This window comes from Paenibacillus guangzhouensis (assembly GCF_009363075.1).
GTDB lineage: Bacteria > Bacillota > Bacilli > Paenibacillales > Paenibacillaceae > Paenibacillus_K > Paenibacillus_K guangzhouensis.
Window position 1 is genome coordinate 1,895,589 of the sequence record NZ_CP045293.1, and the last position, 26,157, is coordinate 1,921,745.

Genomic DNA, 26,157 nt, shown 5'->3' on the forward strand with positions numbered 1-26,157 from the left:
ATCCTTAATTCAAAAAAAATGAACGTTTTATTCATAAACGTTTCTTTGACTTAACAGTAACATCATCTTAGAGTGGTGACAAGGAAGATAATTCATCTTTAGCTATGAAAGGAGATTTTCACATGAGAGATTATGACATTTATGAACTAGAGGACGTTACGCTGCAATCCGGTCACACACTGCCCAAAGTTGTTCTCGCATACAAAACCTACGGCACGATAAATGCCGAGAAGACGAATGTGATCGTCTACCCTACCTGGTTCGCAGGTCTGCATACCGATAATGAGTGGTTAATTGGGCCCGGTAAAGCATTGGATCCGGAGAAATACTTTATTATCGTCCCGAATATGTTGGGCAATGGATTATCCTCCTCGCCTAGCAATACGCCCCCGCCATATCATCAAGCTAATTTCCCACGGGTTACCATTCATGATAATGTGCGGCTGCAGCATCAACTGGTTACCGAGAAGTTCGGCATTACGAAAATCGCACTCGTCGTAGGCTGGTCATTGGGGGCTGTTCAGACCTTTCAGTGGGGAGCAAGTTATCCAGATATGGTAGAGAGAATTGCTCCATTCGGAGGGACGGCCAAGACCCGGCCGCATGCTAAGGTCGTATTTGAAGGAATGATCGCTGCTTTACAGGCCGATGCTTCCTGGAATAATGGCTTTTATACACGGCAGCCGACAGCGGGATTGTCAGCTATGGGTCGCGTCTATGCGCCTTGGGGATTCTCTCAAGCCTTTTATTCGGAGAAGCTCTATCAACAAGAGGGCTATAGCAACCTAGATGACTATCTCGTAGATTACTGGGATCAAGTGTTTTTAACATTTGACGCCAATGACCTGATTACCATGCTGAATACCGGAATTACCAGTGACATTAGCGCCAATCCGATGTATGGCGGTGACTTTGAACTTGCGTTAAGCAAGATTACCGCAAGGGCACTGGTCATGCCAGGAAGTACGGACCTTTTCTTTCCTCCCCAAGATAACCACTATGAGGTACAACATATGCCATGTGCGCTCTTCCATCCGATAGAATCAAAGTGGGGGCATTGTGCGGGCATCGGTCAGCATGAACCAGATTCTAAATCTATTGATAAAAAACTAAAGAATTTCTTGCTTGTATGAAAGCTCACAAATCGGATTGATAAAGCGATACTCATCAATTTCGCACTAATCATAGCTTCTTCGTCTAACAAGCTTCTCATTTCCTGAAATAATATTTCGAATTATAAAATTTTGTTCATGTTTTAATTTCACAAAAATATATTAAACGTGAAGTTTGATCATGTGTCATTCGATTTTAATTACGATTCGGGAGGGAAAAATGTTGAGATTAGTTCGAACGTTCCAATGGAAAAAGCTGTCACTCGCTCTTGCAATCGCTTCACTGTTGACTGCTGGCGTCATGCCAGGCGTCCCTGTTCCATTCAAGTCCGCGACAACTGTCTATGCGGAGCAAGACAAGACGAAATCGTTGCAGGCCGCTTTCGAATCCGCGGCGAAGGAATTCGGTGTGCCTGTGAGTATACTGATGTCTGTCTCCTACAACTTATCCAGGTGGGAGCATCATCAAGGACAGCCCAGCACGTCCGGGGGATATGGTGTTATGCATTTGACCGAATATATACAATCGGGTCACGAACATGGTAAGGGCATCGATGACGGAGTTACGCCATCAGCGCTCACGGACGATCCGAGCCTGCATACACTGTCCGAGGCTGCGCAGCTATTGAATGTCGATCCGGACATATTGAAGCAAGACCCAGCGAGCAATATTCGAGGGGGAGCTGCACTTCTCGCGAAGTACGCGAGAGAAACGCGGGGTGAGCTTCCGGCATCCGAATCCGATTGGTATGGTGTTGTTGCGGAGTATAGTGGCTCTACTAATTCAGAGGCTGCCATGGCGTTTGCCGACGATGTTTTTGATACAATCCAGCAGGGAATGACACAACAGAATTCGGAAGGACAACAGCTCAGTCTACCATCCAAGGCAGTGCAGCCGAATATTGATACCTATCATACTAAGCATTCACGCCCATCTAAGCCGGGAGACGTCGAGTGTCCACGTAACCTCCATTGCAGATTTATTCCTGCAGCCTATCAGCAAAATGGCAACGATCCGTGGGACTACTCCAATTACGATCTGGCCGATCGGCCTCGATTTGGTCCAGATATCCGTTATATCGTGATTCATGATACCGAAGAAACCTATCAAGATACGATTAATATTTTTACGAATCCGAGTTCGAGTGTCAGCGCACACTATGTCATCCGTTCATCCGATGGACTGATTGCGCAAATGGTCAAGAACAAGAATGTCGCATGGCATGCGGGCAACTGGTATTTTAATATGCACTCTATTGGTATTGAGCATGAAGGTTTTGCTATGGAAGGCGCAACTTGGTTCACGGAAAGGCTCTATCGTTCGTCTGCTGCATTGGTTCGTTATCTTGGGGACAAATACGATATCCCGCTCGACCGTGCCCATATTATCGGGCACAATGAAATACCGGGTCTGACCCCGGCACGTCAGAAGGTCATGCATCAGGATCCAGGTCCTTTCTGGGATTGGGAGCATTACATGGACTTGGTGGGTGCACCAATACGGGCCAAACATGGAAACAAAGATATCGTGGTCATTAAACCTGACTTCAAGACGAATCAGCCAGAGATCAATGATGCGCCTGCCCAGCCGTCTAACTTCCTGTATTTATACCAAGCGCCTGACTTCAACGCTGAGCTGATTGATGATCCTGCTCTAACGCATCAGAATAAGAAAGACGGATTCAGCGTCGGTGCCAAAGCTTCCGTGGGGCAGACCTTCGCGCTTGCGGACAAATCGGGAGACTGGACCGCCATCTGGTTCGGGGGGCAAAAGGCTTGGTTCTATAACCCGCATGGAAAAAATGCGGTTAATGGCAAGGGTACACTCATCACGCCGAAAACCGGGAGCGTCTCCATTGCGGTCTATGGTGCTGCCTACCCGGAAGCATCGGCTTATCCTGCGGACGTGACGCCGAATGTGCTCGTACCGCTGCAATACACGATTTCAGAAGGCCAGTCTTATGTTGCCGTGGATAAAATGAAAGGGGATTATTACGATGCCCCGGTATTCACGAATGATCCATATATGACCAGCAAAGAGATCAAGGGGAACGATGAATTCTATCGAATCTTCTTCAACCATCGATTCGCCTTTGTAAGAGTCTCCGATGTTGAGAAGGTGCGCTTTCAGTCAATGACCGAAGATGAACAGGACGAATGAACGGTTTGAGCCTTTTGTTATAACTCTAACATCGTGATTTTCTCGCCATGCAAAACTTCGCCGCTGTCACGGAAGCCGAAACTTTCATAAAGCTTTTTGGCATGGACATTCTCATCCTTGTAACTGATCCAGCAATAACGAGCAGGTCCCGCTGGACGCGTGCGAATGAACGCCATGATTTTTTCCATCGCTTCCCGGCCATAGCCGCGGTTCTGATAACGGTGATCAATCATCAGACGCAAGATACAATAACTGTCGTCAGCGATAGCCGGCAGATCATAACCGGTAATTTGATACGTAATCATGACGAATCCAACTGGCTCCTCATCCGCGTAAATGGCGAACGGAAATGGGTGTCCTCCATTGGTGGCAAGAACATAACATGAGGCCACACTTGATAGATTTGATGCAACGAACCGGCGTTGATCCTCCGTCACTTCCAGATTAAAGATGGCGCGTCGGTTCTCTAACGTGATTTTTCTAAGTGTAATCATGTGGAACTCCTCCTTGGATTTGAAAAATCATATTTTCGGTGGGCTAGCTATCATATCATACTTTTCCATATTTTGCTTGATAAAATAAAAAAGCAAGCGGGGTGCCCTATCCGGGCTTTTCCGCTTGCTTTTTGTAGGTTTGCTATATCACGTGCATTACACGGCGATCGAATGAATCTGTTGAACCAATAGTTCCGTAAAATGCGCCGCATGCTTCGCAACATCATCGAGATTATTGTCAAAGCTGTCGGCGGTCTCGCCACCATGTCCGGTAATATCCGATACGGCCTTGACGGCTAGCACCGGAATGCCGTATTGGGCAGCAGCTTGCACGATGGCCAATCCTTCCATATCCGACACTTTGACGGCAGGGAAGATGGATTTAATCCAATCGACGCGGTCCGATTCGCTCATGAACGAATCAAGCGTCAGTACGAGTCCGAAATCAAGCGCATACGGCAGCTCTTCAGCCGAAGCAGCTGTTTGTCTTGCCACATCCAGCCATGCATCGTTCAGATCGTATTTGGCGGGCATTTGCGGAACCTGACCATGCTCATATCCGAAGCAGGTGGCATCCACATCGCCATATCTGTACTGTGTAGCGACGACGACATCGCCGATCTTCAATCCATCAGCGAATGCGCCTGAGGAACCTGCATTGATGATTAGATCCGGTTGATACCGTTCAATCAGAAGCGTTACCGCAACGGCTGCATTCACCTTGCCGATACCGCTCTCTACCAGAATCAGAGGTTGATTCCGATAGATTGCTTCTTCGACGATAACCTTACCCACTTGTGATCTTGACGTGATATGTGATTCACTGCGAAATGGAGCCATTTCCTCCTCCATCGCTGTGATGATTGCAATTTTCATAATCTGCCTCTCTACTCTTCCAGGAACGAAACCGGCTTATGGACAGGCACCTTCGTGCCGCCGAATTCTTGTTCGATGTATTTTTGCGTATCTTCGTTGTGGTACAATTCGCCTAATTTCAAAATACCAGGATCGTCCTTCTTAGCAGAACTCGTCACGAGAACGTTGATGCTGCTCTTCGTATCGACCGATACTTCCTCATGGAACAAGGAGTCCTTCAAAACGTTCAGTCCGCCTTCCATCGCGATCGTATTCCCGATTAATACGAGATCCACGTCTTGAATGACACGTGGTCCGGTCGTATCGTCGATCAACTTGAATTTTAGATTTTTGGGATTCTCAGCGATATCGTTCACCGACCCTGTACCTTCATTGAACCCGTCTTTCAGCTTAATAAGTCCAGAGGCCTGCAATAGCTTCAATCCTCTGGCCGTATTCGCCGGATTATCTGCCAAGGCAACGAGCGCATCGTCCGGGACATCATTGATGTTCTTGATCTTCTGGGAGTAAATGCCCATCGGCTCAAGATATGTCGTCGCTACAGCGACAAGATTAGCATTGCTCTCTTTATTGTAGCTGACGAGGTATCCCCAAGATTGGAAGGCGTTCACGTCAACTTCTCCCTCTTTGGTCGCGTTGTTCATGACGACGCCGCCATCGATCTCCTTAACTTCTATCGTGAGCTTGGCATCCTTCGCAGCCTGTGATTCCGCAATATGCTTCCAGATCTGAGCGTCAGAGCCCATAGAACCGATGACAATTTTCTCTCCGTCGCCTGATTTGCTGCCGCAGCCTGCCATCACCAGAGTCAATGTCAATCCAAGCGCTAAGCCGCCCCATAATTTTTTGATATTCATATGCTTACTCCCCCCTAGATTGCTTCAAAAATATCAGTGCCCTAATGCATCGTCATGCCGCCAGTTACATTAATGGCCTGCCCTGTCATGTACGAAGATAATGGACTCGCCAGGAATAACACAACGTTCGCTACGTCCTGCACTTCTGCAGTCCGTCCGAGCGGAACCTGTGAACAATCCTCTGCATAGATCTCCTCAGCAGTCATCCCGCGGATAAGTCCACCTTCAATGCGCTCCCGATGCTTCATTGGCGTCTCCACGATCCCCGGACATACGGCATTGACCAGAATGTTATGTGGTGCCAGTTCAATCGCCATCACTTTCGTTAACCCGAGCACGGCATGCTTGGACGCGCAATACCCGCCCATGGCCCGATAGCCGTTCTTACCGGCTTGTGATGCCATTTGGATGATTCTGCCCGGCTTCCCGGCCTCGACCATCTTCTTCGCGAATATTCTGGATACCAGATACAGCCCAGTGGAGTTAATCGCGAAGACTTTCTCCCAATCTCCCAGCTTGCTGTCAATGACATAATCCATCGTGGAAATCCCTGCACAATTCACAACGATGTCCGGAACTCCTGCTTCTACTAACACCTTATCTGACCAACGATCGATATCCTCGGATCGGGACAGATCCAATCTAGATTCGAACAAGCGCCCATCGACATCTTTATAATCGTCCGCATATGCGAGATCAGCAGAGATAACCTTGGCCCCGCTCTGCAGCAATATTTGCACGATACCTTGTCCGATGCCGGAATTGCCTCCCGTTACAACCGCCGTCAGATGTGATAAATCCAGCGTAATCATTGTGAATTACAATACTCTCTTGAATGGATCTCTGCTGATGCCTGCCTCAAGGACAATCTTCGCATATTCTTGGGCGGAGAACAGCGAATGATCCTTGTAGTTGCCACATTCTAATGCGGATACTGCCGGAACTTCCGTCGTCTCGAGTACGCGCTTCAGCGTTCTTTCTAACGCAGATGCGATCTCTTCCGGATTATGTTCGTTCCATAGAATCAGGTAATATCCTGTTCTGCAACCCATTGGTGAAATATCGATAATGCCTTGAATCTCATCTCTCATATATGTAGCGAGCAGATGTTCAAGTGTATGAAGTGCTGCCGTCGGAATCGCATCTTGATTCGGTTGCAGGAACCGAAGATCGTATTTTTGTACGGTGCTGCCTTTCACGTCGTGCTCGACCCCTGCCGCTCTGACGTAAGGAGCCTTTACGATTGTGTGGTCCAATTGGAAGCTTTCTACTTTTGCCATGTTACTTCAGTCCTTTTCCTGTAGTATTGTATATTTATTTCAGTACGTACCCGGAGGCAGCATACTGTATAAACCCATAAGAGATCTGTTCTTAATGCGTCGACTTCTTCGTGAAGTAATCGCCGATGAACTGGCACACGAATACCAGAATGAGGATCAATATCGTCGCGACTAACGTAATATCCGTCTGGAATCGATTATATCCCTTGTTGATCGCCAGACTCCCTAACCCACCGGAGCCAATGGCGCCAGCCATCGTCGTCAGTCCGATCAGATTAATGACCGTAACGGAAGACGCACGGATAATCCCAGCCAAGCCTTCCTTCAGATAGACGCGAAATATAATCTCGATCGGCCCCGAACCCATGGATTGCGCAGCTTCGATGATCCCTGGATCCACTTCGACCAACGCATTTTGGATTTGTCTTGCATAGAAAGGCACAATGCCGATTACGAGCGGTACGATTGCTGCATGCATACCGATCGATGTCCCGACGATGAGACGGGTGACCGGAACGACGACAGCGATCAGAATGATGAATGGAATGGAGCGGAACAGATTTACGATTTTTTCCATGATGCTATAGACCAGCCTGTTCTCCAGAATACCCCCTTTATCGACAACAACGAGCGTAACGCCAATCAAGATGCCGAATAACACAGAGAATAACGAGGTCACCACGACCATATAAATCGTCTCATACATGCTGAGGAGGATATCCTCCCTTAAACTCCATATATTTGGGAAATATTTCATCAAAAAATCGTTCATACCGATTCACCTACTTTACTGTTCTGCAGAAATCGTGAGTCGATCATCTCAACCGCCACCTGAATCGACTGCAAATACTCCAATGCTGCCTCGAGATCGCTCGCCGCTCCTGACATGACAACGATGAGGTTGCCGATCGGCGTCTGCTGTAATATTTCTACATTCGCGAATAACAGGTTGGTCGTTACCCGGTAGCGGGCAGTAAGGGCCGATATGACCGGTTCGCTCGTACTATCGCCAATGTAAGAAATCTTGCACAAAATATCATTATCCTTCAGATGCACGAGTGACGGATGCAGCGCCAACTTCTCCAGTGTCTGCTCGACATGCGTCGCCGTATTGATAAAATCACGCGTTAACGCATTCTGCGGGTTGCTGAAGATCGAGACGATATCTCCTTGCTCGATGACTCGACCGGCTTCCATCACGGCCACCTTGTTACAGATTTCTTTGACCACTTGCATCTCATGCGTAATGATCACAATCGTTAAACCGAGGTCTTGATTCAATTTCTTCAACAGTTTGAGGATCGATAGCGTTGTTTTGGGATCCAGCGCACTCGTTGCTTCATCGCATAATAGGATTTCCGGATCATTCGCGAGTGCTCGTGCAATCGCTACCCGCTGCTTCTGCCCGCCTGATAATTGAGAGGGATAGGCATCCCTTTTATCCGACAAACCTACGAGCTCGAGCAGATCATTGACCTTCTGGGCTCTTTCGCGTTTGGAAAGTTTGGAGCTTTTCAGCGGGTAATCCACATTATCGTAAATCGTTCTGGAATTCATCAGGTTAAAATGCTGGAAGATCATCCCGATCTTCTTCCTTGCCGCGCGCAATTCTTTGGAATTCAAGGACAGCAAATCCTGTCCGTTCACTTCCACACTTCCCGATGTCGGTCGCTGCAGCAAGTTAATGACGCGAACCAAAGTACTCTTCCCAGCCCCGCTGTAGCCTACAATGCCATATACATCGCCAGCATCAACCTGCAGATTGACATCCTGAACAGCTGTGACCCGCTGTGAGCTTGATTCAAATGTAACGTGAATATTGGATAAAGATATCATGATGCCCAACCCTTCCTAAAACTTCTATGTACGCTAATCTCCAAATAATTCATTTCAGTAATTGTACATCAGAATACTCGGAATTGATACTAAAATTTTTTTCTAGTTCAAAATCCTACTGGACCTGCCGTCATCATCGTTAGCTAAAGCTAGTGAATTTCTCACTTTTCAGACATCGCCTCATAATTAGCTCTTGCTTCCTCGACATGCCAGTAATTATCTCTCCCCCACTGTCGTAGCTCTCTCATCGGCTGTAGCAAACTTCCCCCTAAAGACGTGAGCGAATATTCTACCATTGGGGGTACAGTTGGCGTAATATGGCGCTGGACAAGCCCATTCCATTCCAGTTTGCGCAACGTTTGAGTAAGCATTTTTTTCGAAATACCCTCGATTCTTCTTTCTATTTCTCCGTATCGAACACCTCCATTTTCCAATGCATAAATGATGAGTGCCGTCCATTTGTCAGAAATAATCTCAAGAACTCTGCTGTAACCGCATATCGCTAATGAGATGTCGGGTTGTTTTGTTTTTGCCGAATGATTCAAATGATCTCCCTCCTATGAACTTCAAAGTTCCCAGGACACCTTAAAGTGCCTACTTACATTATTTTAGTATGTGAATTATTGTATGTCTATACCAGTGATGCAAGATTCACTAATCATAGGAGGAAATGAACATGTCGAATATTATTAAAGCCCGCCCTAAGCTATACGTGATTGATAATGGTCGAATGCGAATGGACAAGAACTGGTTGATCGCCATGCATAATCCCGCAACGATCAACAACCCTCATGCACCTACACAGTTCGTGGAATTCCCGATCTATACGGTACTTATCGATCATCCTGAAGGGAAAATACTGTTCGATACTGCATGCAACCCGAACGCCATGGGTAGCGAAGGACGCTGGTCAGAGTACACGCAACAGGCTTTCCCATGGATAGCAAGTGAGGAATGTTATCTACACAATCGTCTGGAGCAGCTCCATGTCAGACCTGAGGAGATCAAATTCGTCGTTGCCTCTCATTTGCATCTGGACCATGCGGGGTGCTTGGAGATGTTCACGAACGCTACGATTATCGTCCATGAAGATGAGCTGAACGGCACATTGCAAAGCTATGCTCGGAATGAAAAAGAAGGAGCATACGTCTGGGCAGATATCGATGCTTGGATCAAAAACAACTTACAGTGGCGAACTGTCAAACGTGATGAAGATAACCTACAGTTAGCTGAAGGCATCAAGATTATTAACTGTGGCAGCGGCCATGCGTGGGGCATGTTAGGACTGCATATTGAAATGCCGGAGACAGGTGGGATCATCCTTGCTTCCGATACCATCTATACGGCAGAAAGTTACGGACCACCAGTAAAACCGCCGGGTATCCTATATGATTCAGTTGGCTATCGGCATACCGTTGAGAAAATTCGAGCGATCGCTGCCCGTACAGCATCTCAAGTGTGGTTTGGGCATGACGCCGATCAATTCGCTCTATTCCGCAAATCAACCGAAGGCTATTACGAATGAGTCATTCGATTATCTGAAATTTTAATTTGCTGGTATCATTGATCGAAATCGTCAGTCCTCGCTCGAGAAAAAGATACAGGCTCATGCCTAATGCATGAGCCTGCTATCGAGTACCTCAGAATTGGACTTGGTTCTAGTAAAATTGTGATCGTCGCCCAATTGGGTTACTGCTTAACGATACCCCGTAGCATTCGCCGGTTTACCAGCATCCTGGACTTCGACGAGATATCGCCAGCAGTCAGGCTGCGAACCGTCAAGATCGTAAAAGTCATATACTTTTGCTAGTTCGCCGCTAGATACTGACTGACCGTTCCAACGTGCAGCGTCTGGATCGCCAGCTAATGCTGCGATGGCACGCCCAACATAATGAGGCGATTCCGAAATGATGAAATGTGGTTCCTGCTCGGTGGCATCCCGCCAATTCTCCTCCTTCACGCCAAAGTGATCAAGCATGAGCTCAGATCGCAACCAGCCTGGGGTTACAGCGACAGCGGTACAATGATGAGGTGCAAGTTCGTGCGCTAATGACTTTGCCATGCGAATGACGGATGTCTTGGCAAGATCATAGAATAGCGATAATCTGTAGTTCTGGTCATTGTAAGCTGCCGTACCGTCCGTGATCTCAATGTGTAAGCCGCCCTTGTTCTGAATTAACAACGGCAGTGCGAAATGACTAGTCATAATATGCGTGTCAATCGCCAGCCGAAGCATGCGAAATCCCTGTTCAAGGGACTGCTCCCACACGGGCACATGCCATTGAATCAAATGTTCGCCTCCCCACACATCATTGACAAGAATGTCTAGTCTCCCCTGTTCATGCGCAATGCGTGCGATAAGTGCCTGTACCTGTTCGGGCTCCAAATGGTCCACTTGAACGGCAATCCCTTGGCCTCCCGCTTGATTCACAAGTTCAGCCGTCTCTTCGATCGTCTCAGGTCGATTGTATTCAGAGCGCTGTGATCGCGTTGTGCGACCTGTCACATATACGGTTGCCCCCGCTGCTCCTAATTCGATTGCGATGCCACGACCAGCTCCACGTGTTGCCCCTGCCACTAAAGCGACTTTTCCATGTAAAGGTTTCATGATCGACCACTCCTTTCTTATTACATCTTCTATTGTAGAATATATATATGTCATCTTATGTCATATTGGAAATATACAAGGCCGTTTCCATTGCTAATTTTTACGAAGTCCGTATGCCCCGCGTTTGCAGCAGACATAGCAACAACGGCAGCCGTGGATCTTCATCCTTGGCTGCCGCTGTGTTAACTCAACAAACGTTGACTCGATCGTTGAATCTCGTGTTAACGAACCTGATATGTAAATTCGAAAATCTTATCAACCGCTTGATGGTACCCACCTGATTGGCGGAAGGATTCCCCCATCGTGGAAGCTGCGTTCTTGAAAGATGGGTGACTTAACACATGTCCCACGGCTTCATGAAGTTGGTCTGCAGTCAAACTCTGCATTTGTAACGACACGCCCGCTCCGACCTTGGCGACTTGCTCCGCAATGATCGGCTGATCTGCGCTTTGTGGAATGACGATGAGCGGAACCCCGTAATAGAGCCCTTCATGGGTGCTATTCATACCGCCATGAGTAATAAATAACTTCGTATATTGCAGGACATCCGTCTGTGGAACATAACTTTGTACGATGAAGTTATCAGGAATCGCTCCTAGATCGGAGACTTGCGCTTTGTACCCAATCGACATGATGACTGTATGATCCGTGCTCCCGAGTGCCTCAAAACATAGCCGATAGAAATCAACGGCTTGATTAAAGACTGTACCCAGTGAAATGTAAATGGGACTCTTCCCTTTGATTTCAGTAAAGTTGAGGTTGTTATGTGTGACGCGGGACGTGAGAGACGGACCTACGAATTGAAATGATGAATCGAATGCGTCTCCATCAGGTTGAAATTCTCTTGTCGTGTAGACGATCGTCAGCGGTGCTGGATTACAGAAGATTTCATATGGAGAATGGACCTCCACATCATAACGTTCCTTCACCATTGCTGTTAAGCTTACATATTTGTCTTGGATCGGTCTCACGATTTCTGCAGGGACTTCTGTGAAGAAGTCTTCTATCATAGCTTCGAATGATTCGATTGACTGCGCAAAAGAAGTACAAGAGCTGATCGATGGAAGCTTCAGTATTTGAGCGAGTATACGTCCACAGCCGAACATGGAATCATGGATGATGTAATCAAACTTTTCACCTTCGATCTGTTCGAGCACGTTAGGTATGACAACATCTGACGTCAGCAATAGACCGTTGATTCTCTCAAGTAAATAATGCCTTCCACCGGAGATAAAGGCTCGAATAAACTTCTGATCGTCAAATGTCCGTACGATCGCTCCCGTCTTCTCTATCCGTTCCCGATATGCCTCGATGCAAAAATATACCACTTCTTCGCCGCGCGAAATAAGCTCTTGCACTACGCCGATCGTTGGATTGATATGCCCCTCTGACCCACCATTTATAAATAACACACGCGCCATGCTTAACGCTCCTTCGATACAATTCTAGATCCTCGAATTATAACATTGTTCTCTGGTTGAATGCTAAGACGACTTCTTGCATACCGGATATAGCATTGTAAAGTTGAATGTTTCAATTTCAGCATAGGGGATCGTGAGCGCATTCATCGGTTCAAACGGAACTGTCTCCATCCCGAGTACACCTTCCCGCCGATCGATTTCATAATCGGGAGACTGTTCGATCCATGCAAAGATCGCATCATATACGCGCCACATATGAGCTTCATCCCCATTCACTCGGGCGCTTACACAGAGTCCCCCACTTATCTCCAACGTTTCGATGCCCTGCGGTACATCCCCAAACTCACGAACCGCTAATCCAACCCAAAGCTTATCGATTTCCATACTCCATTGTTCCTGCGGAATGAACACATAGGCTGAAGGCCCGTCGGCGAGTCGCGCATCGTCTAGAGGAACCTGCGCTGTAAGCTTGCTCCACGCCAGCCGTGTCCCACTCTTATCGGGTGTCATCTCCGTACTTACTGCCAATGCCTTGAATGGCGCTACTTCTACCAAATCAATCGCAATCGTCTCCTGCAAAATACCCACTCCTCTATTATCAGATTCATGATTAACCATGTTGTCGATATCCTATGAATCTTATTCGATAATTTCCAGATAAATCCTCTACCAGTAGATGAAGTCTACAAAAAAATGGAGCTGCTCTTCCCTTCCGGGATCAGCACTCCATTTTTGTAATTTAACGTGGTTTAGGGATTAAGCGCTCTTGCCATTGCGTCGATATAGTTCTGGCTGGCGCGTTGGCTGACTTCCGCTTCCGGAACGAACACCTCAAAGCAATGATAGGATCCGGGATAAAGATGGAATTCGACATCTACACCTGCTTCGGCAAGCCTCGTCACATATTCGAGCGTCTCATCTCGGAATAGATCGAGCTGACCAATGCATGTATATATAGGCGGCAGCCCCTCCAAGCTTTCTGCTCTTAAGGGGACTGCATAAGGGGATACCTCGTGTGCGTCGACATCCTCACCCAGGTACATGTGCCATGCTTCCAAATTATTCGATCGGTTCCAAGTTGCAGGCGTGGTTGTAATCTCATGGCTCGATGCTGTCCTGTTCCGATTGTCGATCATCGGATATAGCGGCATTTGGAAGGTAACGGCAGGACCGCCTTTGTCGCGAGCCATTAAAGCAAGTGCTGCGGTCAGCCCGCCTCCTCCACTTGCACCGGCAATCGCAACCCGTTCCACATCAATTCCTAATAACTCAGCTTCATTCGTCATCCAGGTCAGGCCAGCATAACAATCATGGATGGCAGCAGGATACGGATGCTCGGGTGCAAGTCGGTAATCGACGGATACGACAACACATCTAGCCGCCTGTACGAAGCGTTCGCACAGTGCATCATCCATATCTGGGTGCCCGAGCACATAACCTCCGCCGTGAATCCACAGCATAGCTGGTAGCTTCGCGGCCGTTCGTTCGGCTGGTTCGTAGATTTTGGCCAGCATCGCGCCCGCTGCTCCCGGAATCATGCGGCTTGTCGTACGAACATGCTCCGATTTTACAATTGGTGGAGTCGATAGCAGGCTCCGGCTCCCTTCTAAATTCGCCTTGAGCTCAAAACCTGGAAATTGTTCTAATGTTCCTCTTAATTCCGGCAATACCCTGCTTAGATAGTCCATGTAAATTCTCCTCATCTGAAGTGTTCTTATGTTGATATTGATGTATTAAATTCCAATGGAATCATGGTCTAGTCCCTGTTCAGCTTCCCACTTGGTTACCTCTTCTCGAACCCGCGGTGCAACCTCCGTACCTAACAACTCGATAGCTCTCATCACTTGGTCATGCGGCATCGTACTTAACGGCACATATAACATAAAGCGTGTCACGCCTACGTGTTTGCGGAGGTGAATAATCTTTTGAGCAACAATATCCGGATCTCCAACATACAGTGCGCCTTCAAAACTGCGCGCGGCATCGTAGCTTGAGCGATCGTAATGCCCCCACCCACGCTCTTTGCCTAATCTATTCATTCCTGCCATGGTAGAAGGGAAAAATGTATCTGCTGCTGCTTCCGTATTCTCGCCGACGAACCCAATGGAGTGCGAGCCGACCTTAAGCCGTGATGCGTCATGTCCGGCATGCGCAGCTGCTTTTTGATACAGTTGTACGAGTGGGGCAAAATCTGTCGGACTCCCACCGATGATCGCCAGCATAAGAGGCAGTCCTAATAGACCTGCACGAATAGCCGACTCCTGTCTGCCGCCGCTGCCGACCCAGATCGGTATGGAATCCTGAACAGGACGTGGATACACGCCCAAATTGTTAATCGATGGCCGATGTCCTCCCTTCCAGGTAACCTTCTCAGACGCTCGTATTTTCAGGAGCAATTCTAAATGCTCTTCATACAACTCGGCATAATCATTCAAATCATAGCCAAACAAAGGAAACGATTCGATAAAAGATCCCCGGCCCGCCATAATCTCTGCTCGTCCATTCGATATGCCATCAAGCGTTGCGAAATCTTGGAACACCCGAACAGGATCAAGGGAAGAGAGCACCGTCACGGCGCTGGTTAGTCTTATCTGTCTGGTCTGTGCTGCAGCTGCAGCCAGTACAACGGCCGGTGAGGATGCAGCGTAATCCGCCCGATGATGTTCGCCAACCCCAAACACATCAAGCCCTACCTGATCAGCAAGGACAATTTCTTCGACAACTTCACGGAGACGCTGCGCATGACTGATCACTTCTCCTGTATGAACATCTGGTTTGGTTTCTACAAACGAAGTTATACCTATTTCCACAATCTATCTCTCCTTTTTCAATATCAATATAAGACGGAAGAATGTTACTTCCTAGCGTTAGCCGATCCACGTAAACTCAATGCCCAAAATAACAGCGCGACAGCACTAACAGATGCTCCAAGCCAGTACACGCCTTCCCAGCCATAATCCGCGTAGATATGAGTTGAAGCGATTGAACCGCTCGCGCTACCGATCGAATAGAACACCATGTAACCGGCGGTGAGCCGACTTCGGGCTTCTTCACGCAATGGGAGAATCATCGTCTGATTCGTGACATGTACAGCCTGCACAGCCAAATCGAGAAGAATAATGCCGATGATCAATGCGATTAGTGACTGCTCTGTATAGCTAATGAACAACCATGAGACGAGCAACAGGAGCAAAGCAATACCCGTCGTTCTCTGTCCGAACCCTTGATCAGCCAGCTTCCCCGCTTTTGCTGCTGCTAGAGCTCCAGCGACGCCTGCAAGACCGAAAGCTCCTATTGCACTATGCGACAATGACAATGGTGGCGCGCTGAGCGGTAACACGAGCGAAGTCCATAGAATACTGAAGTCCGCAAAAATCAGCAGAGCCAGAATAGATCGGACGCGTAACATCCGTTCCTGATAGAACAACATCAGCACTGATCCAAGCAGCTTCGTATAAGACAATGCTTTCACCTCACGACGAACGTGAGGCAGAACCTTATAAAACATAGCAACCATCACAAGCATCAATGCTGCTGAGCCGAGATAGACAGAACGCCAACCTGCAAGATCGGTTAATATCCCTGCGACGGTTCGCGCGAGAAGTATCCCAATGACAATCCCGCTTGTTACCATGCCGACAACCCGCCCCCGTTCAGCTGGAGATGCCATCGTCGCCGCAAAAGCCACTAGTGTCTGTGTCACGACGGCCAGCAATCCGATCAAAGCCATTCCTACAAACAGTACCGTACTGTTCGAGGCAGTTCCGACAATCACCAAGGCGAAAATGGACAATAACATCTGACCGATAATCAAGCGACGTTGATTCAAAATATCTCCAAGCGGGACCAACAACAGCAGCCCTAATCCATAAAAAATCTGTGTGATCGTAATCACGATGCCAATGATGGAGTAGTCAATACGGAACTCATTCGACAGCTGATCGAGAAGCGGCTGCGCGAAATAGATATTGGCAACCGACATCCCGCAGGCGACGGCAAATAATAGTGTCACATAGCCTGGCATGGACGCACGAATCGATGTGGCTGACGTGTTCTGCGGTAAATGTGACGTAGCGGTTTTGATGACGACCTTCTTGGTTGCTTTATTGCTAATCTCATTCATTCGTGCACCTCCTTTCATCAGTTTCATTCACAATAACATAACGTACTGTTCGGTATGTTATTTACCTCCGTAACTATATCCCAGGCTCTCACATGCTGTCAATTATATTTTAATTTCATGTTTATTAGTTAAACAAATGCTTTAATACCAAGAGGTTGTATCTATCTTCATTTGACAAAGTCAATACCAAAATAATATACTGTTAGGTATATTAATATGAACATCGAGCAGACTCGGAATCAAGATGCAGTAAAAAAAATCAAGATTAATGAGAGGTATTCATCATGGCAAGAACCCGTGAATTTGACGAAAATAAAGTATTGGATGCAGCGATGCAGCTTTTTTGGGAGAAGGGGTATGAAGCCACCTCAATAAGCGATTTAACCGCTAGAATGGGCATTCAACGTCCCAGCATCTATTCTGCCTTTGGTGATAAGAAAGAACTGTTCGAAGCCGCACTTCGCAAATACACCATGTCCCGTGCGTCCGATATTCGAACTAGGCTTCAAAGCCATACATCCGTTAAAGAAGCTTTTTTCGCTTTTTTTGAGAGTGTCGTTGATGAGGAATATGTAGAAGATCGAAGTCGAGGCTGCTTTTGCATTAATACGATGGTCGAACTCGCTCCTCATGACGAGAAATTTGAAATTTTGACCAGAGAACACCAGATGTACTTAACCGTTATTTTTCAAGAAACGATTGAACGTGGAAAAAAATCAGGCGAATTGGAGTCCAATACAGATGCTAAGGCATTATCACAGGCACTTGTTCTATCGTTAATCGGACTTTCCGTCATGGTGAAATCTCGTCCGCAGCGCTCTTTTTTTGATAATGCGATTACTGCGACACTTTCCATCCTTAAGTAATGAGAAAAAAACCGAGGAATCTGGATATTTCCCAGCAATTCCTCGGTTTTTATCTAATGCATGAACTAGGACAATCAATAGCCAGCTAGCCTTTGTAATTCCTCCGAATCCTCATACTGCAGCACTCTGGCCAAAGAAAGTATCGCTTCCTTCGTTGGTACCCTATCATCACTTACGATGGACTGAATGAGCGAGTAGCTGATTCCGCTTTTTTCAGCTAGCTTGCGCAGCGTCATGTCCTTCTGTTTGCGTAATTGTTCGATCTTTTGCCCAAATGTCAATTTGGTCTCCCCCACTCTCTCTTTTCAAAATTTGCACGAGGTGAATTAATCTTCGTTACTTTTATATTCTAGAATATCTCCTGGCTGACATTCTAACGCCTTACAGATCGCTTCCAACGTGGAGAATCGAATCGCTTTTGCCTTTCCATTTTTTAATATTGAAAGATTCGCCATCGTAATTCCCACTCTTTCGGCAAGCTCCGTAACACTCATTTTCCTTTTCGCCAACATCACATCGACATTGATAATAATCGACATGTTCTTCACCTCAGATCGTTAAGTCATTTTCTGATTTTATATCGATGGCATTCTTCAACAGCTTCTGAAGAACGGCGGCAAAGACAGCTATCACCAATGAAGCAAAAATGATGACGATTCCGATTACGATAATCCCTGGTGCATCGTCTTTTTCTGCCACAAGATAAAAGATTGGCATCGCTGCCACATAAAAAATACTGATTGTAATTGCACAGTAGATGATGTTCGTAAGCGCCTTGACAGATAATTCTGAAAAAGCATTGTTCTTATCAATATAGCTTAAAAGCTTCCATGCCTGATACAATGCCATGAAAAACGCTACCGCCGTTATATACACGCCTATTAACATAGGATATTGCAAATAAGCTGCCTCTAGATAATGTTCTGCTGCTTCTTTGGCGATTGAAGGTATCCCAAATATACACAACGCAAGAATCGGAATTCCAATAAGAAACACAGCTATCTTCAAAAAGAGTGTTTCTCGTTTCATAAAAAGCACCTCACTTATTTAGTATCCATTTGAATTTACCACGTTTATTATCGATAAACAATAAATAATTGCTGATTATTATTATATACTTATTGTTATGTGTAAAATCTCAAAAAAAACCGACTCTAACATTAGAGTCGGTAACAAATTAGAAATAGACTTTTTTTCGCTTATTTCTTGACGTCTCCAGAACATAAACGGGATAAGCATTAGGGAAAGTATACTCCCAGCAATAACAAGTGTGGCTCCTGAAGTAATTGCCATCGCTGTACGTCCAATCTTATCGACCAGGACTAATGGATAACCTCTTCCATTTGAGCTCCTGTTACATGCTTCAAAGCTTCAATATGAAGTTCAATCTGGATTCCGATCTTCCCGCCGCTTACGACAATTCGTTCAAGTGTGGCTGCACTACCGTCAATAAATGTTGGATATTTCTTTTTCATACCTATTGGCGAGCATCCGCCGCGAATATATCCTGTCCATTTTTGAATTTCTTTAACGGGCAGCATCTCCACCCTTTTCTCTCCAGCAACTTTAGCAGCCTTTTTCAAATTTAGCTCAGCTTCTACGGGAATAACAAATACATAAATTCTGTCTTTCTCCCCATTTACGACTAATGTCTTATAAACCATATTGAGTTCCTTACCAGTCTTCTTCGCGACAGAAATTCCGTCGATATGTCCATCTTGGATATCATATGTTATGACATCATACGTAACTTGATATTGGTCGAGAATTCGCATGGCATTTGTTTTTGTTTTTGACATTGTACTTTCTCCTATATCATCGATCATTTCATTTTACCACAACGATATCATCACTTCGTTTTATTTTTTGTTGGCGACTGGTATCGAAATTTTCTTATTGTAAGTTTTAATATATTGGTACCCGTCCACCAACAGGAATTCCGGCTTGTCAGCGGTATGAAAAGAATACGTCTGCTCCCACATGATGTTTCCGTTCTTCAAATCCCAAGGACGTTCTTCAGAGATCGATGATACTGGGACGACGTTACCACCGGCTTGGATGGACAAATTGTCCTTTTCCAAAAACGTAAACTGATTTCTGGCAATCACGATATCATAGCCTGTATCGGTTTTGGTCACGCTACGAATCCATAACTTCTCCTCCCCGACTCTGATCGATCGATCGGATGGTGTTGCAAGCGAGATGGGTTCATTGATCTTATGGTATCCTTCAAAATTTTCGAGGACAAGCTCAATGGAATGAATTTGATCTGTAGGGAATGCAGCGAATTGAAGTTGAAAGTCTGGATTACGTCCCCCTGCTCTACTCTTGCCTACTTCTGTTCCATTCACATACAGCTTGGTTTCACCTGAAAATCTCGGATACTCTTCTAATTCATAGTGCCCCTTCACGATGGTTGACGTAGGGGAAGCAGTAATATAGTCATAATGGATCGTCCCTTTATCAACTGCGATAGATGCGGATAAATCCTCTTTGATGATACTCTTCATCGCCTTATTCGCTTCAAAGTTGAAGGTGATGGGATAGGACAACTTTTTCCCATTATTGTGCCACTCCGTAAATGTAACAGTTAAGGTGCGAGCAAATGGGCTAACAGGCTTGAAATCATGATCTCCGACGAACTGGCTTTTGTTCTTGCCTGGTCCGCCGCCGCCTCCTAACGAATCTGAATTGGTTAAGAATCCTTTCAAGTTCTCAAATCCATATCGACGAAAATCATCGTCCGTAAACGCAATACCTGCAGGTCGATCAATGGTGTAATACATACGAAATACATTATCGTCAGCAATGACACCTTGAATTGTAACGACCGTGCCGTCTTGAAGCGTTATGCTTTTGTCAACAGATTGGCCGTAACCCTGCTCCACCACTTCGGCAAAACTAAGTGTGTTCAAGTTGATGTTGAAGTAATAAGCTAAGGCAGGATACTCGTAAACGCCAACCATGAGAATAAGCGCTGCTGCAGCTGATGATATCCAAGCGATGGCTTTATTCATCTTCCTTTTTTTCGTTGGAACACGTTGTAGTGCATCCCGAAGTCTTCCCTCAAGTTCTGGCGGCGTCTGAACCTGATTCATCGTCTGTTTATACCCCTGTAATTTCTCCTCGATCGTCTTCATAACGATCACCTCCGATCATGGCTTTCAGTTTTAGCATGCCTTGTGAGATCCGCGATTTGATGGTACCTAGCGGTGCACCGGTCATATCCGCAATCGTCTGATATGGCAGATCATGAACATATCGAAGTTCGATCGCTTCTCGTTGCTGTGCATTCAGATGAGACAGCAGAACCTGCATGTCCATTTCGGACTCGGTGTCGAGGTAAGGGTTATCGTCGCTTGGTACTTCGAGTGATGATTCGCGATTCTCTTCCAATGGAACAAAACGCACCTTTTTGCGAAGTAGTGTTTTGCACCGATTGACGAGAATGGTTTTGCTCCAGCTATAGAATGCTTCGCCCTTTTGCAGTTGATCGATCTTCTCATAGACGGTGACAATCATATCCTCCATCGCATCCATCGCATCATGCTCGTTACTCATATAGGAATATGCAAGACGATAATAAGCGTCCTGATCAGCCATAATGAGTTGTAATAGCGCTTCTTTGTTGCCTCTTTTGGCTTGTTTGACAAGATGGCTTACGTTCATGTTCTCTCCCCTTTTCATAGATAAGAGGTTCTAAGTGATATTAAAGTTCATTTTGTTCAAAAAAACTTTTTTGCCCTACTGATCCTTTTCAAGGAATTAAAGTGGGTCTATTCAATGTTACCTAAGAATTGATTATATAACTCCTATTCGTGAACACCAAAAAAGCCGCGATTTTCGCGGCTCTTCATCGGAATATATAAGGAACTATGGGAGCGTGATATCATCAGGCCAATGGATCTGTACGCCTTGCTCTTGGATCATACCTTGAAATGCATGCAAGTGCGCAGCGTCTTCTCGAATATCACGCGGTAGAATATGATTTTTGAATGCATAAGCTACTAAGTATCCGACACTTTCACCAATATTCCATTCCGTCGGATGAAGTCGATAACAACCGTTCGCGATTTGCGTTGTTCCAATATTTTTGCAAGCGGGGAGCACATTTTTCATACGAATCGGAAGTAATGCACCCAGTGGAATTTCATAGGGATATGAAGGAATGTATAGACTTCGATGGGAGGCTGTTGTCATATGCAAATCCAGATAATAATGTCCTACGCCTACGCTATCGTCATACTTGCGAATACCTTGCTGCCCGCGAATTTCCTTGCTCACATCATGTTCCGTAATCGTGTATAAAGCTTTGATCCGTCTCGATTCGCGTATGTAGGGGTATTTGGCGAACCCATCCTCCGTTCCGAGCACGTCCTTACGCAAGCGAAGCCCTGGATATCCCTTGCCTCCATCTAAGCGCGGCGCTTCGGTCTGCAGCCAGTACAATAAAGATAAGCTTAATTGACGCGCCCCCTCCAAATGTTTGTTGCGTTCATGCTCAGACACACCGTAAATAGCGCCCAGATGATAATCGTTCTGCGGCCAGTTAATCAAGGAAATATCACTTGGAAAAAGCTGATTCTTAAATTGGGTTCGATCGATGAACCGGCGATAATTGAATAAGGACTCCCACCACTCGCCGAGTTTGCCTTTAAAAAGTGCGTACTCTTTGATGGTACCGTTCTTGCTGATTTCAGGAACGAGCCAACCGAGCAGCGGTAGATTCTCATAGTTCTGCGGAATATATTCGCGCCAGAATTTATATTGCTTGGGCTTGTCTATCGTAAAGTTACCGCCCTCCACATAATCCACGGCAAATACGTGCGTGATCGACTGCATGTCGTGTGGATCCGCTACTTCTGCTGCATGCGGCTCTCCTGTCTGCTCTTTCGATTCCGCTCCCATCACATGCTCAATGCCGGCCAACGGCAGCAAATCTCCACATTCGGTCGCATCCGCGAAAAATGTGCCATAGAGTGTAACTTCTTCACAGCTATGATGCTGCTGAACCTTCACGCTGATAACAAGATCACCATCTGTTACAGCATGGACGACACGATATGGATAGAGGATCGTTATGCGGCCGCTGCTCGTGTATGGTGCTAACATATCCTCCAAGACACGCAGTGCTACCTTAGGTTCATGGCAGAGCCGGCTAACCCATCCATTGCCCGGATTTAATACTTCATTCTGATTGGCTGCATCCGTTAGGGGATAATTTGCTCGATAATATGCTCTTACCCGATTGCGGAACTCTTGATATGTCTTCGTGCAGCCAAACTTCTCAATCCAACGATGCTCATCCGGCGGAACCGCTTGACTCGTTAGCTGACCTCCGATCCAATCGGTTTCCTCTGTCATGATGACACTTAGACCTGATTTCGCTGCTGCCAAAGCGGCCATACAGCCGCCTAATCCTCCGCCGAGAACAATAAAATCTGCTTTTAGTACGTTTTTGCTTTTCATGGGTATCCATCCTCTCTTGAGTTAATATATTTAGAACCGTTCTACTTCATAGACTCCTAAAAGGAGAGAAATGTTTGGAAATTTTTAATTATTTTTGTAAATAATATAAAACGTTGGATTTTGATAATGTTCTAAAGAAGATATTCGACAGCTTTGCGAAAGCAAAACAAGCTGCCCTTCTGTGCAATACAGAAAAGCAGCTTAAAGTTTTTTACGGTCTATTTAAACACAATTTTCTAAATTCTTGAACAAAATCGATAGGTATCATAGGTTCATCCGAAGTGATTTCACGTTGATGCTCTTTTAACATCTTCATTTGTTCTTCGTTTAAATTAGTCACATCGTCCGTTTGATGAAAAGAGATGTATAGCAACGTATGACGGAGTTTGATAAAATCTTGTAAATATATTAATTCTTCCTCGGTAATTGTGTTTTCTTTGAGATATCCGTTCATAAAATAGCGAAAAAATAACTTATAATAGTCAATTTTGTCTTCCATATTTCTAGGCGGATAACCTAATGCATAATAGAATATTATTCCAATATCGTTTACGAAATACGTATAACCGCAATCATCAAAATCGAACAAATGTATTTCTCCGTGATGCAGATGAAAATTATCATGATGAAAATCAGTATGCGTCAAACCATATGTATCTTTGGACTTGGGGAGCGAAGTGAGTTTGTTTAACCGTTTCTCTAGTAGTGGTATAACTTCATCATCAAATCTCAGGTATTTAGCTGCTTTTAATTGTTCTTCTTGCTCCCAAGTTTGTCGTTTAAACGCTGGGTTGCTTAATTCATAGTTTTTTGTTAAATGATGTATTTTCCCAAGAAATTCTCCCCACTTTTCATAGAGCGATTCATTCCATGTTTCATTCGATACGACATTCCCTGGCGCTTTTTCGTACGAAATCGCAAGGAATGAACCCTCCTCTGATGGGACCTCTTCAATTAAATTACCTAGGGTTGAAGGTATAGCTCTTGCAACGTTCAGCCCTTCATTGGATAAGTAATGTAAGAAATCTAGTTCACCCAGAATATAGTTTTTCATTCTTCTGATTGTGTGAGTGATTTTTAATATGTATGATTTGTTATTCTTCTCGTATTCATAAACAAGACTTTCAAATCCGCCAATTGAACGAATCGTGTCTGCGTTGATGCTATATCGCTTACTCGCTTCTTTAACTATCTCTTCCGAGAACTGTTCTTTGATTGCTGGTATCATTATTAATCACCTCTTTATAATCGTTCCGAACGATATGATTGAAATGATAACAAAGTAAATCTCATGATTATATATAATAAACAATTAGAAATAATATTTTGCACGACTGCTACACTACGATTACTCATGAGATCTAAATGATCTCAGGACGGAAACTCATATTTACAAATCTATAAAAGTTGATATAATGATGTGCATGGAACCTTTATTGATTTATAAAGCTTTGTCTAACGAGATGCGTTGTCATATTTTGCATTGGCTGAAGAATCCAGAGGCATTCTTTGACGAAAAACCTTATTTGCAACAGGGGCTTAATTTTCGCATTGGTGTATGCGTAGGTGATATTCAGGCAAAATCGGGACTTGCCCAGTCTGTGATCTCGAACTATTTAGCCACAATGCAAAAAGCTGGTTTATTGGAGTCAGAACGAATCGGAAAATGGACATACTACCGCCGCAACGAAAAGACGATCCAGCAGTTTTCCGAGTACGTTCAAAATAAACTATAGTCGGAGAGGAGGTTTTTTTTAGCCTTACATATCTATGTTTCTATATATGTAAATAATATTTGGAGGAAATTTTTAATGAAAAAGATTCATTCATCACTTATCATTTTTCTGGCTCTAGGCGTATTTGGTATTATTACAACGGAAATGGGCATCATCGGTGTTCTTCCTCAAGTCACTCAGAAATTTCATATTTCGTCTTCGCAGGCCGGCTATCTTGTAAGTATATTTGCTTTTATCGTTGCGCTATCAGGCCCATTCATGACTTTGCTTGCTTCCGGCATGAATCGTAAAGGCATTTTGTTGACAGCTGTGCTTATGTTTGCTATTTCAAATATCGTCTACGCTTATACAACCAAGTTTGAAGTCATGCTCGCTTTCCGGATTATCCCTGCTATTTTTCATCCAGTCTTCTTTTCAATTGCTCTCGTGACCGCGGCCAGCCTGGTTCCACCTGCGAACAGCAATAAAGCGATAACCAAAGTATTTGCTGGAATCACTGTTGGATTCGCCTTTGGCGTCCCATTGACTTCTTACCTTGCCGAGAAAATATCGCTGGAAGCTGCTTTTCTGTTCGGGGCTGTTGTTAGTATGATTGCATTTATAGGGATACTTGTCTGGCTTCCTTCCATGCCCGTCAAGGAAAAAATGTCTTTTGGCAAACAGCTTGGGATATTGCGTAAACCCCAATTGTGGCTGACGATCGTAGCCGTTGTTTTCATCTTTGCATCGATGTTTTCGGTGTACAGCTACTTTGCCGAATATCTTGGTCAAGTGACCCGAATGAATGGATCATGGATAAGTATGATGCTATTGGCCTTTGGCGTCACGATGATTGGTGGGAACTTTGTATTTGGGGGCTTTTTGAACAAAAACATGACGAAAACCGCCGTTATATTCCCTCTGGTATATGCGGTTACTTACCTATTCATATATTATCTCGATTCTTATTTCTTACCGATGGTGGTCATGGTATTCATTTGGGGGGCTGTACATTCCGGAGGTCTTATCATTAGTCAAGCCTTGTTGATGACTGAAGCGAAAGAAGCACCTGAATTCGGCAACAGCTTGTTCGTCTCATTTTCTAATGTTGGCATTACGGTGGGGGCTTCGATTGGCGGCTGGTTTATCTCTCATTTAGGGATACAACATCTTATCTGGTGTGGCTTGATGTTTGCATTGCTTGCTTTCTTATTGATTATCGCAATCATGGCAATTCCCAGAACTAGAGCGGAAAAAGTAAACGTCTCTGGAACTGATTATTCAATTTAATCGACCATTCTTCTCCTGTATTCAAAAAACCAGCCAAATAAGGCTGGTT

General features: G+C 45.3%; 28 protein-coding genes. 6 read left to right on the forward strand and 22 right to left on the reverse strand.

Annotation, left to right across the window (positions count from 1 at the left end):
- Nucleotides 1–122 precede the first annotated feature (122 nt).
- The gene (locus GCU39_RS08615) at nucleotides 123–1,133 is read left to right on the forward strand and encodes an alpha/beta fold hydrolase (RefSeq protein WP_152393139.1); all 1,011 of its coding nucleotides are present in this window, start codon (nucleotides 123–125) and stop codon (nucleotides 1,131–1,133) included.
- 199 nt (nucleotides 1,134–1,332) lie between these two features.
- On the forward strand, nucleotides 1,333–3,273 hold the full coding sequence (locus GCU39_RS08620; RefSeq protein WP_227793495.1) for an N-acetylmuramoyl-L-alanine amidase: 1,941 nt from the start codon (nucleotides 1,333–1,335) through the stop codon (nucleotides 3,271–3,273).
- Nucleotides 3,274–3,290: 17 nt separating this feature from the next.
- Here the strand turns inward: GCU39_RS08620 and GCU39_RS08625 are convergent, their stop codons facing one another.
- From GCU39_RS08625 to GCU39_RS08660, 8 genes are all read right to left on the reverse strand, one after another.
- Entirely contained in the window at nucleotides 3,291–3,767 is a 477-nt protein-coding gene (locus GCU39_RS08625; protein WP_152393140.1) for a GNAT family N-acetyltransferase, read from the reverse strand.
- 156 nt (nucleotides 3,768–3,923) lie between these two features.
- Nucleotides 3,924–4,643, reverse strand: coding sequence for a 5'-methylthioadenosine/adenosylhomocysteine nucleosidase (locus GCU39_RS08630; RefSeq protein WP_152393141.1), 720 nt, complete (start codon nucleotides 4,641–4,643; stop codon nucleotides 3,924–3,926).
- A gap of 11 nt (nucleotides 4,644–4,654) precedes the next feature.
- On the reverse strand, nucleotides 4,655–5,500 hold the full coding sequence (locus GCU39_RS08635) for a MetQ/NlpA family ABC transporter substrate-binding protein (protein ID WP_407671653.1): 846 nt from the start codon (nucleotides 5,498–5,500) through the stop codon (nucleotides 4,655–4,657).
- 41 nt (nucleotides 5,501–5,541) lie between these two features.
- Entirely contained in the window at nucleotides 5,542–6,312 is a 771-nt protein-coding gene (locus tag GCU39_RS08640) for an SDR family NAD(P)-dependent oxidoreductase (protein WP_152393142.1), read from the reverse strand.
- Nucleotides 6,313–6,318: 6 nt separating this feature from the next.
- Nucleotides 6,319–6,780, reverse strand: coding sequence for an S-ribosylhomocysteine lyase (locus tag GCU39_RS08645; RefSeq protein WP_152393143.1), 462 nt, complete (start codon nucleotides 6,778–6,780; stop codon nucleotides 6,319–6,321).
- A gap of 91 nt (nucleotides 6,781–6,871) precedes the next feature.
- Nucleotides 6,872–7,486, reverse strand: coding sequence for a methionine ABC transporter permease (locus GCU39_RS08650; RefSeq protein ID WP_227793496.1), 615 nt, complete (start codon nucleotides 7,484–7,486; stop codon nucleotides 6,872–6,874).
- A 62-nt stretch (nucleotides 7,487–7,548) separates the two neighbouring features.
- A complete protein-coding gene (locus tag GCU39_RS08655; protein ID WP_152393145.1) occupies nucleotides 7,549–8,616 on the reverse strand; it encodes a methionine ABC transporter ATP-binding protein in 1,068 nt (355 codons plus the stop codon).
- Between the two features lie 161 nt (nucleotides 8,617–8,777).
- Nucleotides 8,778–9,161 (reverse strand): winged helix-turn-helix transcriptional regulator, encoded by a 384-nt coding sequence (locus tag GCU39_RS08660; RefSeq protein ID WP_227793497.1) that lies wholly within the window; start codon nucleotides 9,159–9,161, stop codon nucleotides 8,778–8,780.
- Between the two features lie 131 nt (nucleotides 9,162–9,292).
- On the opposite strand from GCU39_RS08660, the gene ahlS reads away from it, so the two are divergent.
- Nucleotides 9,293–10,141, forward strand: a complete 849-nt coding sequence (gene ahlS / locus GCU39_RS08665) for an AhlS family quorum-quenching N-acyl homoserine lactonase (protein WP_152393146.1) — start codon at nucleotides 9,293–9,295, stop codon at nucleotides 10,139–10,141.
- 171 nt (nucleotides 10,142–10,312) lie between these two features.
- Here the strand turns inward: ahlS and GCU39_RS08670 are convergent, their stop codons facing one another.
- The 6 genes from GCU39_RS08670 to GCU39_RS08695 all read right to left on the reverse strand — a co-directional run bounded on the left by GCU39_RS08670 (nucleotide 10,313) and on the right by GCU39_RS08695 (nucleotide 16,768).
- Complete coding sequence (locus tag GCU39_RS08670; protein WP_152393147.1) at nucleotides 10,313–11,224, reverse strand: SDR family oxidoreductase; 912 nt, start codon at nucleotides 11,222–11,224, stop codon at nucleotides 10,313–10,315.
- A gap of 221 nt (nucleotides 11,225–11,445) precedes the next feature.
- The gene (locus GCU39_RS08675) at nucleotides 11,446–12,645 is read right to left on the reverse strand and encodes a macrolide family glycosyltransferase (RefSeq protein ID WP_152393148.1); all 1,200 of its coding nucleotides are present in this window, start codon (nucleotides 12,643–12,645) and stop codon (nucleotides 11,446–11,448) included.
- A 63-nt stretch (nucleotides 12,646–12,708) separates the two neighbouring features.
- On the reverse strand, nucleotides 12,709–13,224 hold the full coding sequence (locus GCU39_RS08680; RefSeq protein ID WP_193726831.1) for a GyrI-like domain-containing protein: 516 nt from the start codon (nucleotides 13,222–13,224) through the stop codon (nucleotides 12,709–12,711).
- Between the two features lie 170 nt (nucleotides 13,225–13,394).
- Nucleotides 13,395–14,333 (reverse strand): alpha/beta hydrolase, encoded by a 939-nt coding sequence (locus tag GCU39_RS08685; RefSeq protein ID WP_152393150.1) that lies wholly within the window; start codon nucleotides 14,331–14,333, stop codon nucleotides 13,395–13,397.
- Nucleotides 14,334–14,378: 45 nt separating this feature from the next.
- Nucleotides 14,379–15,455 (reverse strand): LLM class flavin-dependent oxidoreductase, encoded by a 1,077-nt coding sequence (locus GCU39_RS08690; protein WP_152393151.1) that lies wholly within the window; start codon nucleotides 15,453–15,455, stop codon nucleotides 14,379–14,381.
- A 44-nt stretch (nucleotides 15,456–15,499) separates the two neighbouring features.
- A complete protein-coding gene (locus GCU39_RS08695; protein WP_152393152.1) occupies nucleotides 15,500–16,768 on the reverse strand; it encodes an MFS transporter in 1,269 nt (422 codons plus the stop codon).
- Nucleotides 16,769–17,052: 284 nt separating this feature from the next.
- Between GCU39_RS08695 and GCU39_RS08700 the strand changes: the two genes are divergently transcribed.
- A complete protein-coding gene (locus tag GCU39_RS08700; protein ID WP_152393153.1) occupies nucleotides 17,053–17,634 on the forward strand; it encodes a TetR/AcrR family transcriptional regulator in 582 nt (193 codons plus the stop codon).
- A gap of 74 nt (nucleotides 17,635–17,708) precedes the next feature.
- Here the strand turns inward: GCU39_RS08700 and GCU39_RS08705 are convergent, their stop codons facing one another.
- The 8 genes from GCU39_RS08705 to GCU39_RS08740 all read right to left on the reverse strand — a co-directional run bounded on the left by GCU39_RS08705 (nucleotide 17,709) and on the right by GCU39_RS08740 (nucleotide 24,331).
- Complete coding sequence (locus GCU39_RS08705; RefSeq protein ID WP_152393154.1) at nucleotides 17,709–17,915, reverse strand: helix-turn-helix domain-containing protein; 207 nt, start codon at nucleotides 17,913–17,915, stop codon at nucleotides 17,709–17,711.
- Between the two features lie 45 nt (nucleotides 17,916–17,960).
- Nucleotides 17,961–18,173, reverse strand: a complete 213-nt coding sequence (locus GCU39_RS08710) for a helix-turn-helix domain-containing protein (RefSeq protein ID WP_152393155.1) — start codon at nucleotides 18,171–18,173, stop codon at nucleotides 17,961–17,963.
- Nucleotides 18,174–18,183: 10 nt separating this feature from the next.
- Nucleotides 18,184–18,663 carry a DUF2975 domain-containing protein gene (locus GCU39_RS08715; RefSeq protein ID WP_152393156.1) on the reverse strand — a complete coding sequence of 160 codons (480 nt, stop codon included), beginning with the start codon at nucleotides 18,661–18,663 and terminating at the stop codon, nucleotides 18,184–18,186.
- Nucleotides 18,664–18,956: 293 nt separating this feature from the next.
- The gene (ybaK, locus tag GCU39_RS08720) at nucleotides 18,957–19,433 is read right to left on the reverse strand and encodes a Cys-tRNA(Pro) deacylase (RefSeq protein WP_152393157.1); all 477 of its coding nucleotides are present in this window, start codon (nucleotides 19,431–19,433) and stop codon (nucleotides 18,957–18,959) included.
- Nucleotides 19,434–19,493: 60 nt separating this feature from the next.
- Complete coding sequence (locus tag GCU39_RS08725) at nucleotides 19,494–20,774, reverse strand: DUF4179 domain-containing protein (protein WP_152393158.1); 1,281 nt, start codon at nucleotides 20,772–20,774, stop codon at nucleotides 19,494–19,496.
- Entirely contained in the window at nucleotides 20,740–21,303 is a 564-nt protein-coding gene (locus GCU39_RS08730) for a sigma-70 family RNA polymerase sigma factor (protein ID WP_152393159.1), read from the reverse strand. The genes GCU39_RS08725 and GCU39_RS08730 overlap by 35 nt, the downstream gene beginning before the upstream one ends.
- 204 nt (nucleotides 21,304–21,507) lie before the next feature.
- Nucleotides 21,508–23,103 (reverse strand): FAD-dependent oxidoreductase, encoded by a 1,596-nt coding sequence (locus GCU39_RS08735; protein ID WP_152393160.1) that lies wholly within the window; start codon nucleotides 23,101–23,103, stop codon nucleotides 21,508–21,510.
- A 211-nt stretch (nucleotides 23,104–23,314) separates the two neighbouring features.
- Nucleotides 23,315–24,331 (reverse strand): phosphotransferase enzyme family protein, encoded by a 1,017-nt coding sequence (locus GCU39_RS08740; RefSeq protein WP_152393161.1) that lies wholly within the window; start codon nucleotides 24,329–24,331, stop codon nucleotides 23,315–23,317.
- 196 nt (nucleotides 24,332–24,527) lie between these two features.
- Between GCU39_RS08740 and GCU39_RS08745 the strand changes: the two genes are divergently transcribed.
- Nucleotides 24,528–24,839, forward strand: coding sequence for an ArsR/SmtB family transcription factor (locus GCU39_RS08745; protein WP_152393162.1), 312 nt, complete (start codon nucleotides 24,528–24,530; stop codon nucleotides 24,837–24,839).
- A gap of 75 nt (nucleotides 24,840–24,914) precedes the next feature.
- On the forward strand, nucleotides 24,915–26,108 hold the full coding sequence (locus tag GCU39_RS08750; protein WP_152393163.1) for an MFS transporter: 1,194 nt from the start codon (nucleotides 24,915–24,917) through the stop codon (nucleotides 26,106–26,108).
- Nucleotides 26,109–26,157 lie beyond the last annotated feature (49 nt).

Excerpts from the sequence above, each read along its gene's own strand:
- GCU39_RS08615 (WP_152393139.1), top strand. The coding sequence starts at position 123 with ATGAGAGATTATGACATTTATGAACTAGAGGACGTTACGCTGCAATCC.
- GCU39_RS08620 (WP_227793495.1), top strand. The coding sequence starts at position 1,333 with ATGTTGAGATTAGTTCGAACGTTCCAATGGAAAAAGCTGTCACTCGCT.
- GCU39_RS08625 (WP_152393140.1), bottom strand. The coding sequence starts at position 3,767 with ATGATTACACTTAGAAAAATCACGTTAGAGAACCGACGCGCCATCTTT.
- GCU39_RS08630 (WP_152393141.1), bottom strand. The coding sequence starts at position 4,643 with ATGAAAATTGCAATCATCACAGCGATGGAGGAGGAAATGGCTCCATTT.
- GCU39_RS08635 (WP_407671653.1), bottom strand. The coding sequence starts at position 5,500 with ATGAATATCAAAAAATTATGGGGCGGCTTAGCGCTTGGATTGACATTG.
- GCU39_RS08640 (WP_152393142.1), bottom strand. The coding sequence starts at position 6,312 with ATGATTACGCTGGATTTATCACATCTGACGGCGGTTGTAACGGGAGGC.
- GCU39_RS08645 (WP_152393143.1), bottom strand. The coding sequence starts at position 6,780 with ATGGCAAAAGTAGAAAGCTTCCAATTGGACCACACAATCGTAAAGGCT.
- GCU39_RS08650 (WP_227793496.1), bottom strand. The coding sequence starts at position 7,486 with ATGTATGAGACGATTTATATGGTCGTGGTGACCTCGTTATTCTCTGTG.
- GCU39_RS08655 (WP_152393145.1), bottom strand. The coding sequence starts at position 8,616 with ATGATATCTTTATCCAATATTCACGTTACATTTGAATCAAGCTCACAG.
- ahlS (WP_152393146.1), top strand. The coding sequence starts at position 9,293 with ATGTCGAATATTATTAAAGCCCGCCCTAAGCTATACGTGATTGATAAT.
- GCU39_RS08670 (WP_152393147.1), bottom strand. The coding sequence starts at position 11,224 with ATGAAACCTTTACATGGAAAAGTCGCTTTAGTGGCAGGGGCAACACGT.
- GCU39_RS08675 (WP_152393148.1), bottom strand. The coding sequence starts at position 12,645 with ATGGCGCGTGTGTTATTTATAAATGGTGGGTCAGAGGGGCATATCAAT.
- GCU39_RS08685 (WP_152393150.1), bottom strand. The coding sequence starts at position 14,333 with ATGGACTATCTAAGCAGGGTATTGCCGGAATTAAGAGGAACATTAGAA.
- GCU39_RS08695 (WP_152393152.1), bottom strand. The coding sequence starts at position 16,768 with ATGAATGAGATTAGCAATAAAGCAACCAAGAAGGTCGTCATCAAAACC.
- GCU39_RS08700 (WP_152393153.1), top strand. The coding sequence starts at position 17,053 with ATGGCAAGAACCCGTGAATTTGACGAAAATAAAGTATTGGATGCAGCG.
- GCU39_RS08710 (WP_152393155.1), bottom strand. The coding sequence starts at position 18,173 with ATGTCGATTATTATCAATGTCGATGTGATGTTGGCGAAAAGGAAAATG.
- GCU39_RS08715 (WP_152393156.1), bottom strand. The coding sequence starts at position 18,663 with ATGAAACGAGAAACACTCTTTTTGAAGATAGCTGTGTTTCTTATTGGA.
- ybaK (WP_152393157.1), bottom strand. The coding sequence starts at position 19,433 with ATGTCAAAAACAAAAACAAATGCCATGCGAATTCTCGACCAATATCAA.
- GCU39_RS08725 (WP_152393158.1), bottom strand. The coding sequence starts at position 20,774 with ATGAAGACGATCGAGGAGAAATTACAGGGGTATAAACAGACGATGAAT.
- GCU39_RS08730 (WP_152393159.1), bottom strand. The coding sequence starts at position 21,303 with ATGAACGTAAGCCATCTTGTCAAACAAGCCAAAAGAGGCAACAAAGAA.
- GCU39_RS08735 (WP_152393160.1), bottom strand. The coding sequence starts at position 23,103 with ATGAAAAGCAAAAACGTACTAAAAGCAGATTTTATTGTTCTCGGCGGA.
- GCU39_RS08740 (WP_152393161.1), bottom strand. The coding sequence starts at position 24,331 with ATGATACCAGCAATCAAAGAACAGTTCTCGGAAGAGATAGTTAAAGAA.
- GCU39_RS08745 (WP_152393162.1), top strand. The coding sequence starts at position 24,528 with ATGGAACCTTTATTGATTTATAAAGCTTTGTCTAACGAGATGCGTTGT.
- GCU39_RS08750 (WP_152393163.1), top strand. The coding sequence starts at position 24,915 with ATGAAAAAGATTCATTCATCACTTATCATTTTTCTGGCTCTAGGCGTA.